The sequence below is a fragment of the Spirosoma liriopis genome (genome assembly GCF_023196085.1).
Lineage (GTDB): Bacteria > Bacteroidota > Bacteroidia > Cytophagales > Spirosomataceae > Spirosoma > Spirosoma oryzicola.
Map to the genome: position 1 here is coordinate 1,285,903 of NZ_JALPRF010000001.1, position 14,908 is coordinate 1,300,810.

A 14,908-nucleotide genomic window follows, 5' to 3' on the forward strand; every position below is an offset into this window, starting at 1 on the left:
ACGATCAGGGCAGATGGTGACCGTCAGCAGTTACGTTACGGCAAAGATCTTTGCCAGTAACCTCGACAGCGGTAGCAGGCAGAACACCAGCATCGCCAACGGAAAGGAAGCAAAAGCCGCTACCCAGGCCGCATTCATCACAATAAGCGATAAAACACCAGCCCGCACAGCCATACCAATATTTCGACCGACCGGCTCACGAACGGCTCGCCAAAGTGGTGGAAAGATGTAATAGCCAAACAGGATCAGAAACGGTAAAGCGGTTCCTAACTGCTGACGTTGTTGTGCCAATGCCGCTACGCAACCAATGACCAGTGCATACAGCAGTCCAGCCGCCCGAAGCGTAGTTGGGCTACCACCGTGTACTTCACCGCGACTGATCATGGTGATTGCGGCAATATACGCGATGGGTACCAGCCCCACCCACGCCCACGGCATTACCTGCTCGGGAATTACGCTTATCCCCAACAACAAATTTAAGCCCCGGCACAAACCCATGTTGACCGGTCCCAGCCAGTTGTGATGCTTGCCAAACCGATCGTAAACCAGCGATGCGACAGCGATACCAAGCGCCAGAAAACCAGCCGTCTGGTTGACCATGAAGGAGGCTATAATTCCGACGAGCAATAAAACAGTCCCTAATAAGGTAGCCGTATTTTTGCTAACCAATCCGCTTGGAATGGCACGCTCGGGCCGTTCAATAGCGTCGAGTTCGGCGTCGAACACATCGTTGAAAACGACGCCACCGCCGTACAAACAAACCGTTGCCAGCGTGAGCCAGCCTACCGGAGCTGGCGGGGGATTAGGAATAAGAAAGTACCCCGCAATCGCCATACCCGCCAACACATCAGCAATAGCCGTGACGAGGTTGGCAGGACGGGTAAGGGAAAGGAGTGCTTTCACCATTATCGGATTATCGTTGAGTCTTTATCTACTCTCGGTGCCTGTCCACCACGCAGTACCGAGCTACCGTTGTACCGCTGACTTTGATCGATGCCCATTGGCTGCATCAGTTCTTCAAGGCTTAGTTGACCACTCTGCGCAAAAGCGGTTACGGCGTTAGTGAAGGTCACCAGACGAATCGCTTCGTCCGAAATACCGCTTTGTTTCATCAACGCGGCTGTTTTCGGTACGGCCAGTGGATCACTGATTCCCCAGTCGGCAGCCGAATTGATCATAATGCGTTCAGGGCCGTATTGCTTGACAATCTCGACCATACGCTCGTTGCCCATTTTGGTAAACGGGTAAATAGTGAATCCAGCCCAAAAACCCCGATCCAGTACCTCACGCACCGTTTCTTCGTTGTTGTGGTCTACGATGACCATGCCGGGGTCGAGTCCGTGTTCCAGCGCAATGTCCATGCTGCGGCTAGTACCCTGTTTTTTATCCCGGTGCGGGGTATGTATCTGCACCGGCAAACCCGCTTCTTTTGCCAGATCCAGTTGTGCCCGGTAGTATTTGTCCTCGGCAGCCGTCTGATCGTCGAAGCCTATTTCGCCTACACCGACCACGCCTTCTTTATAGATGAACAACGGCAGGATTTCCATAACCTGTTCGGCCAGTTCTTCCTGATTGGCTTCTTTCGAGTTCAGACCGATTGTGCAGTAATGGCGGATTCCGAACTGCGATGCCCGAAAACGCTCCCAACCGACCAGACTGGCAAAATAATCCCGGAACGAATCAACGCCCGTACGAGGCTGGCCCAGCCAGAATGCGGGTTCAATCATGGCGACAACACCGGCATCGGCCATAGCCTGATAATCGTCGGTCGTGCGGGAAGTCATGTGAACGTGCATATCGAAGAACGACATGCCACGAATGGAATCCATAAAACTCATGAGCGAATTACTGTAAGGGTATTCTGGATAAATCCCCGATTAGTAAGCAAAGTTCCACAAAAAATACGGCTTCATCTCACATGTTTTTTATTCTCATTTTAATCATTTTTTAGAAAACTCTACATTTCCCCGTTCGTTTAATAATCAGTAACCCAATTTTCGTTATACATATGCGTCATCGTCAGACGCCGGTTTATCCGAAGATTGATTTAATCAACAAATACATTTATGACAACGCTTCAACAGCTAAGAAAAGGGAAATGGGGCATCTACTCCATTCTGTTACTGGCGCTCGGCAGCGGCCTAGTGGCCTGTAATGAGAATGCAGTAAACAATCTGAGCCCCGCCGATCAGCCGGTGTACATCACCAATTACGACCGATCCGTCAATTTTAATCAGTATAAAACGTTCAGCCTGCCCGACTCGGTCGTGATCGAATCGAACACCGGGTATCAGCCTTCGCTGGGTCCGCTGGAAAGCCGTTTTGTAGCGAACGTCGCCAATGCCATGACTAGTCGGGGATTCCAGCGGGTCAACCGGGGCCAGGCTGCCGATGTGGGCGTTGCCATCATCCGGGTTAGCAACCTGTACACCGGCGTTGGTGTCGATCCCTACGGCTATTATGGCGGCTACTGGGGCGGTGGCTATGGTTTTGGCGGACTTGGTGGTTTTGGCGGTTATAGTCCGTACTACCCAAGCTACTACACCTATCAGGTAGCCGATCAATACTGGGAAATTCAGGTTGTCGACCTAAAAAACCGTCCAGCAGCCAGCACCGGTACACAACAGCAGCTCAATGTCATTTTTGACGCCACCGTACGTGGTTCGGACATTAGTACTCAGCAAGATGTCGATGCGGCCACAACCGCTATTTTCAACCAATCGCCTTATTTACAGGCAGCCCGATAAGCAATCATGAAATCGATCTTAGCATTCGTTGCCCTGCTGTCGTTATCGACAGTAAGCTGGGCGCAGGTAAACCGGGATGAGTACGCTCAAGCGTTTCCATCCCCCTATCAGCAATACGTAACGTTCAACATTGCAGCCCGCTACGGTGTATCACTGCCAATGGGCGGTCAGAAAGGCTACATCGACCGCATTTCGCCAGCCAATTTTGCGCTGGAAGGCGAATGGTTGTTTCCAAAGCGGTTTTCGCTGGGCTTAAAAAGCGGTTATCAGTACACGCAGCAGCGGCTTGGCCGACAAGTGATTAGCTATACGTCAGGAAATACGGTTCAGGACATTTCGGCGGTTCAAACCCGGACGTTATCCATTATTCCGGCAATGGCTTCGGTTTCGTATTACTTCGCCGACAATGCAGCCGCTATACGCCCTTACGTACAATTAGCGGGTGGTGGTGCCTTTGTTAATTACACCAATTTTTTCGGGGTACTATCCGATCAAAAGACTGGCTTCAAAGGAGCCATCGCGCCAGCTATCGGTTTGAAATATTATGGTCGACGCGAACAGGGACTTGGGGCGGAAATTCAGGCGCAATACCAGAACGTGTTTTTCAACTACGATCAATTACAGAATAGTAGCCCTTCATTGATGCTGTCAGTGGGTATTTCCTATCGGTGGTATTAGCGGGTTACAGTCGGATTGATCCCGCAATTGGCAAGGCTAATCCATTAACAACTCGATATGAGGGGGCAAACTACGCCCGGCAGCCCTGCGCTCGGCAGCATAGTCAGCCAGCGTATGCGCGAGTCGGGCGTTTTTGCGCTCATTCAACCCAATGATCTGCGTAACATCTTTATCGGTGAAAAAGGCTTTTAAAATCAGTTGATTCCAGGCCGCTTCGTCAAAATGATCGGCGGGGTACGGATTATGCAGCATGATCGCCGATTGCACATCGGCAATGTTATTGCGAATACCTTCCGTTGCCTGAAACCGCCAGGCTTCCGGATAAGCCAGAATAGGCAATGCAGAATACAACGCCACAAGCTCGTTAAGCTCACCGGCTTTAAACAACTCGGTGATTGTTTTTACGTATAGCGATTCATCGTCGGCGGGCAGTTGAAGCAGCCACCAAACCCGCGCCAGTCGATCCAGCGTCCAACCCGATACGGTGAACCCAGGTCGTAGTTGTTCCAATGCAAAGGCCAGATCAGCGGGCACTTCGATGGGTTGCTTTCCAACAAAGCGAGGTAACGCGGTAAAGACTCGGTAAAATACGGGAATCTGTAGACCTGACGGTCCGGTTCCACCCTGTAATAAACCGACCTGTTGCCGCAGGTAATTGATTGCCTTTTCAGAATTCGCTTGCTGCTCAATCAGGTAGAACAGCGTTTCACTCATTTGCAGAATATTCATAGCGTTACTTGGCTTTCGGGTGCGCCTGATCGTACGTCTTTTTGAGTTGTTCCAAGCTGGTATGCGTGTAAATCTGGGTAGCGGCCAGACTACTGTGCCCTAACAGATCTTTGATGGCGTTAAGATCGGCCCCCCGATTAAGCAGATGCGTGGCAAACGAATGCCTGAGAACGTGTGGACTTTTCTTTTCGAGGGTGGTTACCAGATCCAGATGCCGCTTAACAATTCGCTGGATAAGCATCGGGTAAGCCGCAATTCCTTTTTCGCTGACAATTAGATAAACAGTATCAACCGCTCCGCCAAACGTTTCTTCCTTGAGCAGACTATAGTGACGAATCAGTTCGAACAAGGGCTGGGTGAGCGGTATAATCCGATGCTTATTGCGTTTGCCGAGCACGGTGATCGTTCGCTCATACAGATTTACGTCCGTCGTTTTAAGACCTGTCAGTTCGCTTAGCCGGATTCCTGTACCATACAGCAATTCAAGCACTAATTTGTCCCGTATTCCTTCAAAGGTGTTTGCAAAGTCAACGTCGCTCAGCAGCGTTTCCATCGGCTTTTCTTCTACGTAGACCGGAATTCGCTTGCTAGCTTTCAGTGCCTGCACCTTTGTCATTGGGTCAAGCGTGATCACTTTTCGCCGTAACAGAAATCCGTAGTAGCACCGCAGCGTAGCGATTTTTCGGTTCACTGACGATTTGTCCAGTTCCCCTTCAACCAGACTTACAATCCAGGATCGAATGTGCCGATAATCAGCCTGTTCGGGTCGTTCGACGTTGCATTCCGCCAGTAGAAACGTACTGAATTGCTCCATGTCCTTCGCGTAAGCGGTCAGCGTATGGAGACTCAGCCGCTTCTCGTAACGGATGTACTGAAGAAAATCGTCTGAACTGGGATTTACTTGATTCATAAAAATAGTCAGATGAAGCGTCTATTCGACTACCTGATTTTATCGGCCAAATCTACTCACGTTAGGCATGCAATTTAGCTAAATCATGGTTTGGCAAAGCAACAAAAAAGCAGCAAACATTCCTGCTTGCTGCTCCTGTGTCTATGTTAGCAACTAACAATCACTGACTGCGCATTCAGTAATTGCGACCAACCTACACATCCGGTCAATACCGGGCTGTTGCCCTATTGCTCGGTGTGATTGCCGTACATTCTTTCTTTGTAAGCGGCTTTGATGATCTCGGTGCGACGCTTTACCGACGGTTTTTGGAAAGCCGTCCGCGACCGCAACTGCCGTAACACGCCCGTCTTCTCAAATTTCTTTTTGAAGCGTTTGAGGGCCTTGTCAATCGACTCGTTGTCTTTTACGTTAATGATAAGCATGTTGTAATATTGTATTTTAGCTAAAACCGGACGGCAAAGATAATAGTTTTGCGACTATGAAACAAGCCATTATCGACTTAGGTACCAATACATTTCATCTGCTGATCGTCGAAAAAAACGATACCGGTTATAAAACGCTGTTCCGCGAAAGCCGTCCGGCCAAAATCGGGCAGGCCGGAATCAACCAGGGGATCATTACCGAAGAAGGAATCGGGCGGGCATTGGCCGTACTAACGTATTTCCGGCACGTACTCGATGAACACCGCGTTGCTCCCGAACAGGTCATCGCCACAGGTACGAGTGCGATTCGGGTTGCTCGCAATCAACAGGAGTTTATCCGCCGGGTCGAGCAGGAAACCGGTATTCGGATACAGGTTATTTCGGGTGATCAGGAAGCCGAATACATTTACAAAGGCGTCCGCGCTGCCGGTTCTCTGGATAACACGACGGCGCTGGTTATTGACATTGGCGGAGGAAGCGTAGAATTTATTCTGGGCAATCAGGAGCGCATCTTCTGGAAACAAAGCTTCGAAATCGGTGGCCAACGGCTGCGCGAACGCTTTATGACGAGCGACCCGATCGGTCCGGCCAGCATCCGCCGACTACACAATTATTTTCAGGAGCAGTTACTACCGCTTGCCAACGCCATTCACCAGTATCACCCGGCAGTACTAGTTGGCTCGTCGGGGTCGTTCGATACGCTGGTCGATATGTGGTTCATGCACGAGCAAGGCCGTTTACCCGATCCTAAACAAAGCGCCTTTACCTTACCCGTCGAGGAGTTTTACCGCGCCTACGAACTACTTGTTACCCGCAATCATGCCGAACGTATGCAGATTCCGGGCATGATCGAACTGCGCGTCGATATGATTGTCGTGGCCGTTTGCTTAATTGACTACGTGCTAAAGACCTATGCGATCTCTCAGATTCGGACATCGACGTACTCGCTGAAAGAAGGCGTTTTGAGTAGCTTGGGTTAAGAATCGGCTTTTTATCCTAGCTGAGCGATCCGTTCAGCCAGAGCCATCCTAAATCATAACTAACTCCTCGCTCGGACATGGCCGCCAGCCGGCTAGTCCACTTTAGTTACTCCTATGAAAGCCGAAACGAACGAGCGCTCGTCGTACCGCAATCTCATTTACACCGCAACGATTATTGTGGCTGTTATTGTGGCAATGACCTTTCCGGGGCCATTTACCGAACTGAATGGGTTTCCGTTGAAAAAGTTGATTGTTCCCTTGCTGCAAATCATCATGCTGGGTATGGGGACAACCATGTCGATCAAAGATTTCGAAAGTGTCATTCAGCAACCACGAGCGGTTTTTATTGGTGTAGCGTGTCATTTTCTCATTATGCCGCTGCTCGGTTTTACACTGGCCAATGTGTTTAGCTTTCCGCCCGAAATCGCAGCCGGTGTTGTACTAATCGGGTGTTCGCCGAGTGGGCTGGCGTCGAACGTGATGTGCTTTATTGCCAAGGCGAACGTGCCGCTGTCGATTACCATCACCACACTGGCAACCTTGCTGGCTCCGTTCCTGATGCCCGCGCTTATGAAATTACTGGCCGGACAGTTTATTGAGATCTCGCTCTGGGACATGATGATTCACATCACCGAAATTGTCATTCTACCCGTAATCGTTGGGCTGATTTTGAATCGTATTTTTCATAAATCGGCGACGATGATCAACCGCGTGATGCCGTTGGTGTCGATGGTGGGGATTGTGCTGATCGTGGCGATCATTACAGCTGCGGGACGCGATAGCCTGCTGACCGTCGGCTGGACGCTGGCGCTGTGCGTACTGATTCACAACCTTACCGGCTTTACATTAGGTTATTGGGCGGCTCGACTGTTTGGCATGGATGAACAAAGCTGCCGCACGGTCGCCATTGAAGTTGGCCTGCAAAATGGGGGTCTGGCGTCGGGTATTGCCGTTCAGATGGGTAAAGTTGCAACGGTTGGCCTCGCTCCCGCTCTTTTCGGCCCGATCATGAATACAACCGGTTCGTTGTTGGCAACTTACTGGAGCCAGCGGCCACCCAAAGAAACAATTGTCGATCAAACCACTTCGCCAACGGTGAAGACACAAGGAGTTTAATTTGATAAATGGGGCTGTATTTAGCAGCCCCATTTCGTTTATAACGAACAACACCGAGCAGAAACGACTGACTCTGCTTATCTTAGCACGGCATATACCGCAATAGCTTTGACTCAATAACAATGAAAATTATCTGTATCGTCACCGCACTTCTGCTTGGTTTATTCACCCAGACGTTTGCTCAAAATCAATCAGTTGAAAACCAGAAATTCGTGTTTCTCAACAATGGAGCAACCATCGGCATGATCATTAAATCGGTTCTGAAAGCCGACAAGCAACGGCTTAAGCTTACCGATCAGCAGCTACCCAAAGCGAAGCAGGTCATAACCGATGCGACGGTGAAATTCAATGAAGGCGTAAAAGCGCTGAAACGAACCGGTATGAATAACCAAAAGCTACGTGTGCTGGCCGTAGCAGTAGAGACGGAGAAAGTTCATCAGTACAAGTCGATATTGACCCCAGAACAGTACGCTATACTGGTTGCGCAACACAAAAAAGTGTATCCAGAAAGCAAGGTGTAAAGCATAGCCTATGCAAAGGCATTAGTAAACGCTTACTCTCTGGTGTAGGACAAGAGAGAAACTTCCACCTTTTTTTTACGTGTGCTTTTAACTCGCGTCGCCACACCCTACACCGTTTTCTTGGCTTTTCACTAGTAAGCAAAAAGACAACTCCTGAAATAGTTGTCTTTTTGCTTACTAGTGAAAACATATGTCTGTTATCACATAGGTTAGAGACCACATAATTGATTTCTCAAAAGACGCAAACTATTCATAGTTACTTAACGAATATATATGATGTGTGATTGAACCCTTTTTTATATATTTGACTTGATGTTAATATAATTAACCCGTTATAAATATAATAATCAATCTGGTAACATTTTTTACAACTGAGCATGTCTGTACTTGTAAGGAATAATGTGCGTTTGCTTGGCAACCAGCAGGCAGATAAGACATTGGTATTCGCTCATGGTTTTGGTACCGATCAAACAGCGTGGAATGGTGTTGCGCCAGCCTTTTTTGATACACACCGAGTCGTATTGTTCGACTACGTTGGAGCGAACGAAATAACCGCCCCTCATTTTAATCCGCGTAAATACAAGCAGCTATACTCATTTGCGGATGACATATTGGACATCTTCGATGAATTGGAACTGCGAGACGTGGTTTTTATTGGTCATTCGGCGGGTGGCATGAGCGGAACACTTGCCGCTATACAGGAGCCAACCTGGTTCTCGAAACTTGTTTTATTAAATGCCTCCCCCTGTTATGTTGATCAGGAAAATTATATTGGTGGCTTTAATACAGAGGTTCTGGAAGCGCTTTTCGCCCAAATGGAAAGTAACTTCCACGCTTGGGCCAGTGGTTTTGCGCCCATGATTATGGCAAATCCAGATCGACCGCAATACGCTGCGGCATTTGCAAAAACGTTATCTGCTATGCGCCCTGATGTAGCGCTCTGTATTGCAAAGGTTATTTTTTACTCCGATCATCGGTCAGACATTACTAAGTTAATGCACCCAACCTTATTGCTTCAGAACAAAGATGACGTTGCCGTTCCGATTGATGTAAGCTACTACCTGGAAAAGTATATGCCTAATGCGAGATTATCGTTGATCGATGGTGAAGGACACTTACCACACATCAGTGATCCCGACAAAGTTGTACAGAAAATCAAACTATTTCTGAACTAGACTTTTCTGTCACAACAATACTTTGCTCCGTCTACCATCAATTTGCTTATAGAGTAGTGACTGGATCGGTTGACCACTTACATCGATGGATTTTAAGGTACTTGAGAGACGTTTTCGGGCTATTGAAGCAACTGAAATCGGTCCGAAACTTGTCGAAGCCTATATAGCCGAAACGCTTGCTTTCCTCGGCGCCGATGATTGTTTCATTCTCCAGGAACGAGACGAGTGGACAGCGACTGTGCAATTCACGGGCTCGTCAAAAATAAATTCGGCGTCTTTCAATCCTGCGCAGCTTATTGATTTAACCCGCGAGACTTGTTTCTTTCTGGAAAGTGATTTCACCCCCCGCCGGGCCCTGAAGGCGCTACTAGGCGGCTACAGGCAGGTGGCGGGTTTCCGCCTGAACAATTATTCGGTCAAAGGCTGGGCGTTGATTGTCTGGACCGAACCAAACGATTTACCTGCTGAGGATGTCGAGGATGTCCTGTACCGATTCAGCGACAAAATTCTGATTACGAGTTTGTCGCTTCAGCGCATTGCCCTCGAACAGCAATATCGATTCATCTTTGGCATTGTGCCTCAGGCGATTGTCCTTGTTAATGAAGAAGACGAAACGAGCTGGGTAAATCAGGCAGCCATTGAATTACTGGATCTTGAGCAAGGTGATCTCCGTCCCTCACCGGCGAGCTTGTCCATTGGCATGTTGAAACTTCGCAATCAGGCTCTCAACCTGGATGCGATCAACCACACAGCCGCTGAGTTTATTCGCGATTCGAATTTTAGCATTAAAGAATGGCTTTGGATTTTCTCGGACAAGATCCTGTCGATTCTGACCAGACCTATTTTCTCCCCTTACTTCAAAGGGCGGATCTGGCTGTTCAACGATGTAACCGAACTGTATCAGAAAAATCAGCAGCTTTCGGAGGCTAACCGCGAAATCGAGAATCTGATCAGTGTCATCGCCCACGATTTAAAATCGCCATTGGCCACGCTCAGTTTTATTTTCAATTTTCTTCCCATGCATGGGCCGTTGAACGAAGAGCAAAACGAAAACATCGAATACGGCCAGAAGACCATTAAGCGTGGGCTAAACCTCATCGACAGCATCGTTTACTTCAACAAGCTTATTTCGTCGAACCTTCCGGTCCAGATGGAAGATGTCGAGCTTGACGATTTAATTAGTGTGATCGTCGAAGGGTTTTCGGCGCAGGCTTACCAGAAGGAGATTACGTTGCACACCCGCCGTGTAGAGCAGCCCGTTCTGTTGCATACCGATCCAGAATCACTGGTTCGTATTCTTGATAACCTGGTCAGTAATGCCCTGAAGTTTTCTCCCTTCGGACGAAACATATACGTCGAAACAGATATGCGGGATGATCAGCTGACAATCTCGGTCAGAGATGAAGGTCCCGGCATCTCCGACCAGGACCGCACTAAATTGTTCAAACGGTTTCAGCGTTTATCCGCTCAACCAACCAACAATGAAGGATCGTCAGGTTTGGGGTTATCCATTGTCAAAGCATTAACCGACAAGTTGGGAGCAACCATCGAAGTCGATAGCACGGTCAATGTCGGCACGACCTTCCGTTTGGTTTTCCCCATAACATTCGTCCGCGTCAGTGATCAGATCACGGCTCAATAAGCTTACGTCTGTTAGGTGATTGAACCGCCAGCAGAAAACGGCTAAGAGAATTTGTCAATCTTTGCGACTTGATACGCCCAAGGATGTCCACCAGTCTGTTTTCCACGTTTTATTGCCTTACCCTACTCCTGTTTAGTCTGAACGGCTATGCGCAGCCAGCGTCAACTGGTAAGGTTAAAGCGGACTACAAGTACCAGCTTTATCTACCCAAAGGCTATTCGGCTACCAAAACGGCTTATCCGTTGGTCATTTACCTTCATGGTGGTTCACAGCGGGGCAACGACTTAACCAAACTGAACGTCTATGGCCCGCCTTCTCTGGTCAGCAAGGGCCAGGATTTTCCTTTTATCATTGCGTCACCGCAGTGCCCCGACGATAAGTTCTGGTCAACCGATAACTGGTTTGAACCACTCTACGCGGACCTAACGACAAAATACCGAATCGATCCAAAGCGAGTCTACTTAACCGGTATCAGCATGGGTGGGTACGGGGCCTGGCAGACTGCGGTAGCCTATCCGGATAAGTTTGCGGCTGTTGTACCGTTATGCGGTGGCTGCGATGACTCAACGCAGGTTTGCAACATTAAGAACATACCCATCTGGACCTTCCACGGAACAGCCGACGATCTGATTCCCATTGACGAAACCGAACGTTTGGTCAGACGCTTGGAACAATGTAGAGGAAACGTAAAATTTACCCGGCTCAAAAACACCGGCCATGACATTCAGTACCTCTACGAAGACAAATCCATTTACCGTTGGATGCTTCAACAGCACAACTAAGCTTCTGCTGGCTCAGTAATGAAACAAGAACGGGTAATTGGTGTAGTTACCCGTTCTTCTTTCATTAGACTTTGTTCGGGTCCGGATGCACCCAGGGCTGCCGATAAGGTCGCTGGAGCAGCGCATTCGCTTCGCGGTCGCCGACGATTTCCCGCTTTTGCGGATCGTAGACAATGGGCCGTCCAGTTTTCATCGACATATTAGCCAGGATGCAGCTAGCCGTCGAAATGTGGCCTTGCTCAATATCAGCTATCGGGCGGCTACCTTTATCGATCGCATCCAGGAAATTAAGCATGTGCAGACGCGTAGCCGGAGCAGCATTCAGCTCAATTTTGGGTTCGGTTGGCTCCGTAACGTCTTCGGGGTATTTTTCCTTTTCGTAGACTACGTCCTTATGAATTTTCTCACCTTTTCCATCGGGAATGAAATCGTACGCCATGGTACTAGCCCACAAGGTTCCTTTGTCACCGTACAACGTCAGCGACCAGGGATAGTCGGGGTTAGCGGCTGTACCCCAGGTTCGGTGCTGCCAGGCGCAGTTGAGACCGTCGTATTCGAACAGGACCGATTGGGTATCGGAGATGTTGGATTTGCCTTCTTTCTGGACGTAAATGCCACCGCTTGAACTGATCCGGTTTGGCCATCCCAGGTTCAGCATCCAGCGCACCGTGTCGAACATATGGACGCACATATCGCCGGTAATGCCATTGCCGTACTCCATAAACGTGCGCCACCAGCGAACATGCGGCAAACCGTCGTACGGGCGCATCGGTGCGGGTCCTGTCCACATTTCGTAGTCCAGAAAATCGGGAACGGCCTGTACCGGTGGATTGCCATTGTTCCGCATGTGAAAGTAACAGCACATATCTACGTGCGAGACTTTACCCAGCAATCCGGCATCAACGATGTTTTTCTTCGCGTCGATCAGGTGTGGCGTACTTTTGCGCTGCGTACCTACCTGTACCACCCGGTTGTACTTCCGGGCGGCTGCTACCATCGCTTCGCCTTCGATCACGTCGACGCTGATCGGCTTCTGCACGTACACATGCGCACCAGCTTTTACCGCGTCGATGGTTTGCAGGGCGTGCCAGTGGTCGGGCGTACCGATCAAGACGATATCCAGTTGATTGTCCGCCAACATTTTGCGGTAATCGCCATACATACGGGGCGTTTTACCCGATTTCTGACGCTGGCTTACTAGTTTGGCGGCTCCCGCCATCATGTTTTTATCGACATCACAAAGCGCCACCACCTCAACGGGGGCTACCTGAATCAGCCGAAACAAATCACTTTTCCCGTACCAACCCGTTCCAATCAAACCTACCCGGAGCGTTTTGGTAGGATTGATCAGGTCCATGCCTCTGGCTCCAAACGTTGAAAGAGCAAGGGAAGCGGTAGTTCCCTGCAAAAAACGGCGACGGTTAATGTTGAAACTATGCATGCTATGTTGAGGGTTCAGCCGGCCGAAACCGAGTTTTCAGACTGTATATACTGTCCGCGCTTCGTGTATCATCGTTCCTGACGAAACAACACCGGTGCACATCGACAGCCATACGTTTACAAAAGCAAAAAAGTAAAGAAACTACCAGTTTATCCGTCAATAATTCCGCGCTTTACCACTCATGGGTTTGGTGAGCCGTTCAAACCAATCCGCCAAATTATTCCGCTGGTTACTCGTCTTTGGCTTGCCTGCATACAATCAGTTGTGAACCTCTTTTTCAATCTCGAAACGATGAAACCTTTCTCAAGACTCTTCGCTTTTGGGTTCATCATGAACCTGTTGACGCTCATGATCTTTGTTTCTATAGCCACAGCCCAACACATCCCACCAACCAGGCTGGCCCGCTATCAGCTAAGCGCGTACGTTTCGGCAGACAGCAGCCGGTTACGAGTCAACATCAACAAGCAACCCGGCGGGCAGTTGCACATACACCTTATCGATCAAAAAGGTACGTTACTGTTTGATCAGACGATGGCTCCGATGGACACCGTACGCCGATACAGTTTAAACCTGATGGAATTGGCCGTTGGCAACTACACTCTGAAAGTGTCGAACGGTTTGGAGGTGATTTTTCGGGATTTTAAAATTATGCCCTGGAAGCCCCGGAAGATGATTCGTACCATTACCTTGCTTTAAGCCTAAGCGTTACGGTCTAAGCCAGCAACTGCTTTTTTTGTCGATAACCAGCCAGTGCTTCCAGACAGAAGCCCGTCGTCAGTTCTTCAGAACCCCAGCCCTGCAAGAGTTTAGGACCGCCGTAGTAGAACAACCAGCGAGGCCATTCGCCAGCTTCTCCCTGCTTTGCAATTAAATACGAAACAGCGTTGGTCAACGGCGGCACATCGGCCCCAAAATTGAGCAACGTACTGATGGCAAATGCGGTGTCCAATACCGATTTCCCTATTCGCCCGTCGGGTTGCACACCAGCTACGATGCGTTCGACGATGGGCTGGATAACGGGTTCAAGACTGACGACTCCCCGCTTGTAGGCGCGCGACAGCAGATAATACATGTTATACGGATTGCGGTACCATTTATCGCAGTTGCCTTCCCGCCCTTCCGCAATGGTCTGGATCAGCGCTACGATTACGGGCCGGGTCTGCTCGGTCTCGCCCAGGTAGTAGACGATGTTGGTATTAATACCCAGATCGATGTCAGCTCGGGTACACTCGTTGGCCCGCCAGAAGAAAAAACTGGTAATCGGTTGGCTTATTTCTTTGATGGCTAGCCGCCAGTGCGTTCGGTTGGTATGCCAGCGCGGACGCAAAATAAACCAGGTGTAAAATAACCCCTGTTGACTCCGGTTAGCCAGTAGAAGCGGTACGTTGCTTTCCTCAAAGCAGCGTACTCCACGCGCTTCCAGTAAGGCCGACGCATAAGCCAAGCTGTCGGCGTCGTAAGGAACCATATGATGCCAGGGATGACGCTCAGAAAATACGGGCCACACCCCACCCCGGTGCATCTGTCCGGCGATATAGTCAGTAGCGCGGGTGATCATGGCATCGACCTCCGGGCGTTCATTGAGGGGCAGCAGACAGGAAGCGACTACCATTGTGGCAAAAACGGTGCTATCTGTAATGCACCAACCTTGCATAGGCTCGTCGGCGGCAATGTAGCAGCAAAACTCACCGTTTGGGTACTGGTGTTGCTCCAAGTACTGCACACCCTTGTTTATTGCCGCTTCTAACTGACCGAGCTGATTCAT

At 49.5% G+C, this 14,908-nt stretch carries 16 protein-coding genes; 9 read left to right on the forward strand and 7 right to left on the reverse strand.

All coding sequences use genetic code 11. From position 1 onward, the window contains the following. Positions 1-30: 30 nt before the first annotated feature. Together eboC and M0L20_RS05345 are read right to left on the reverse strand one after the other, a co-directional pair. Positions 31-906: a UbiA-like protein EboC gene (gene eboC, locus M0L20_RS05340; RefSeq protein WP_232559826.1), complete on the reverse strand. Its 876-nt coding sequence runs from the start codon at positions 904-906 to the stop codon at positions 31-33. Beyond that, the gene (locus M0L20_RS05345) at positions 906-1,838 is read right to left on the reverse strand and encodes a TatD family hydrolase (protein WP_232559827.1); all 933 of its coding nucleotides are present in this window, start codon (positions 1,836-1,838) and stop codon (positions 906-908) included. The genes eboC and M0L20_RS05345 overlap by 1 nt, the downstream gene beginning before the upstream one ends. A 228-nt stretch (positions 1,839-2,066) precedes the next feature. Between M0L20_RS05345 and M0L20_RS05350 the strand changes: the two genes are divergently transcribed. Continuing rightward, entirely contained in the window at positions 2,067-2,747 is a 681-nt protein-coding gene (locus tag M0L20_RS05350) for a DUF4136 domain-containing protein (RefSeq protein ID WP_248476003.1), read from the forward strand. Positions 2,748-2,753: 6 nt separating this feature from the next. Further along, the gene (locus M0L20_RS05355) at positions 2,754-3,425 is read left to right on the forward strand and encodes a porin family protein (RefSeq protein ID WP_248476004.1); all 672 of its coding nucleotides are present in this window, start codon (positions 2,754-2,756) and stop codon (positions 3,423-3,425) included. A 36-nt stretch (positions 3,426-3,461) separates the two neighbouring features. On the opposite strand, the gene M0L20_RS05360 is transcribed toward M0L20_RS05355, so the two are convergent. The 3 genes from M0L20_RS05360 to rpsU form a co-directional block, all read right to left on the reverse strand. Then, the gene (locus tag M0L20_RS05360; RefSeq protein ID WP_248476005.1) at positions 3,462-4,154 is read right to left on the reverse strand and encodes an EboA domain-containing protein; all 693 of its coding nucleotides are present in this window, start codon (positions 4,152-4,154) and stop codon (positions 3,462-3,464) included. Positions 4,155-4,158: 4 nt separating this feature from the next. Then, the gene (locus M0L20_RS05365; protein WP_248476006.1) at positions 4,159-5,064 is read right to left on the reverse strand and encodes a tyrosine-type recombinase/integrase; all 906 of its coding nucleotides are present in this window, start codon (positions 5,062-5,064) and stop codon (positions 4,159-4,161) included. 224 nt (positions 5,065-5,288) lie between these two features. Further along, positions 5,289-5,486: a 30S ribosomal protein S21 gene (gene rpsU, locus M0L20_RS05370; RefSeq protein ID WP_012924721.1), complete on the reverse strand. Its 198-nt coding sequence runs from the start codon at positions 5,484-5,486 to the stop codon at positions 5,289-5,291. Between the two features lie 56 nt (positions 5,487-5,542). On the opposite strand from rpsU, the gene M0L20_RS05375 reads away from it, so the two are divergent. From M0L20_RS05375 to M0L20_RS05400, 6 genes are all read left to right on the forward strand, one after another. Further along, positions 5,543-6,466 (forward strand): Ppx/GppA phosphatase family protein, encoded by a 924-nt coding sequence (locus M0L20_RS05375; protein ID WP_248476007.1) that lies wholly within the window; start codon positions 5,543-5,545, stop codon positions 6,464-6,466. A gap of 114 nt (positions 6,467-6,580) precedes the next feature. After that, complete coding sequence (locus M0L20_RS05380; protein WP_248476008.1) at positions 6,581-7,582, forward strand: bile acid:sodium symporter family protein; 1,002 nt, start codon at positions 6,581-6,583, stop codon at positions 7,580-7,582. A gap of 122 nt (positions 7,583-7,704) precedes the next feature. After that, entirely contained in the window at positions 7,705-8,103 is a 399-nt protein-coding gene (locus M0L20_RS05385; RefSeq protein ID WP_232559834.1) for a hypothetical protein, read from the forward strand. Between the two features lie 377 nt (positions 8,104-8,480). Next, complete coding sequence (locus M0L20_RS05390; protein ID WP_232559835.1) at positions 8,481-9,278, forward strand: alpha/beta fold hydrolase; 798 nt, start codon at positions 8,481-8,483, stop codon at positions 9,276-9,278. Between the two features lie 85 nt (positions 9,279-9,363). Then, positions 9,364-10,920, forward strand: coding sequence for a sensor histidine kinase (locus tag M0L20_RS05395; protein ID WP_232559836.1), 1,557 nt, complete (start codon positions 9,364-9,366; stop codon positions 10,918-10,920). A gap of 83 nt (positions 10,921-11,003) precedes the next feature. Further along, positions 11,004-11,702: a carboxylesterase family protein gene (locus M0L20_RS05400; protein WP_248476009.1), complete on the forward strand. Its 699-nt coding sequence runs from the start codon at positions 11,004-11,006 to the stop codon at positions 11,700-11,702. Between the two features lie 64 nt (positions 11,703-11,766). Here the strand turns inward: M0L20_RS05400 and M0L20_RS05405 are convergent, their stop codons facing one another. Next, positions 11,767-13,143: a Gfo/Idh/MocA family protein gene (locus tag M0L20_RS05405; protein ID WP_248476010.1), complete on the reverse strand. Its 1,377-nt coding sequence runs from the start codon at positions 13,141-13,143 to the stop codon at positions 11,767-11,769. A gap of 291 nt (positions 13,144-13,434) precedes the next feature. Here M0L20_RS05405 and M0L20_RS05410 point away from each other — a divergent pair, with 291 nt between their 5' ends. Next, positions 13,435-13,839 (forward strand): T9SS type A sorting domain-containing protein, encoded by a 405-nt coding sequence (locus M0L20_RS05410; protein ID WP_248476011.1) that lies wholly within the window; start codon positions 13,435-13,437, stop codon positions 13,837-13,839. A gap of 16 nt (positions 13,840-13,855) precedes the next feature. Here the strand turns inward: M0L20_RS05410 and M0L20_RS05415 are convergent, their stop codons facing one another. After that, a complete protein-coding gene (locus M0L20_RS05415) occupies positions 13,856-14,908 on the reverse strand; it encodes a prenyltransferase/squalene oxidase repeat-containing protein (RefSeq protein ID WP_248476012.1) in 1,053 nt (350 codons plus the stop codon).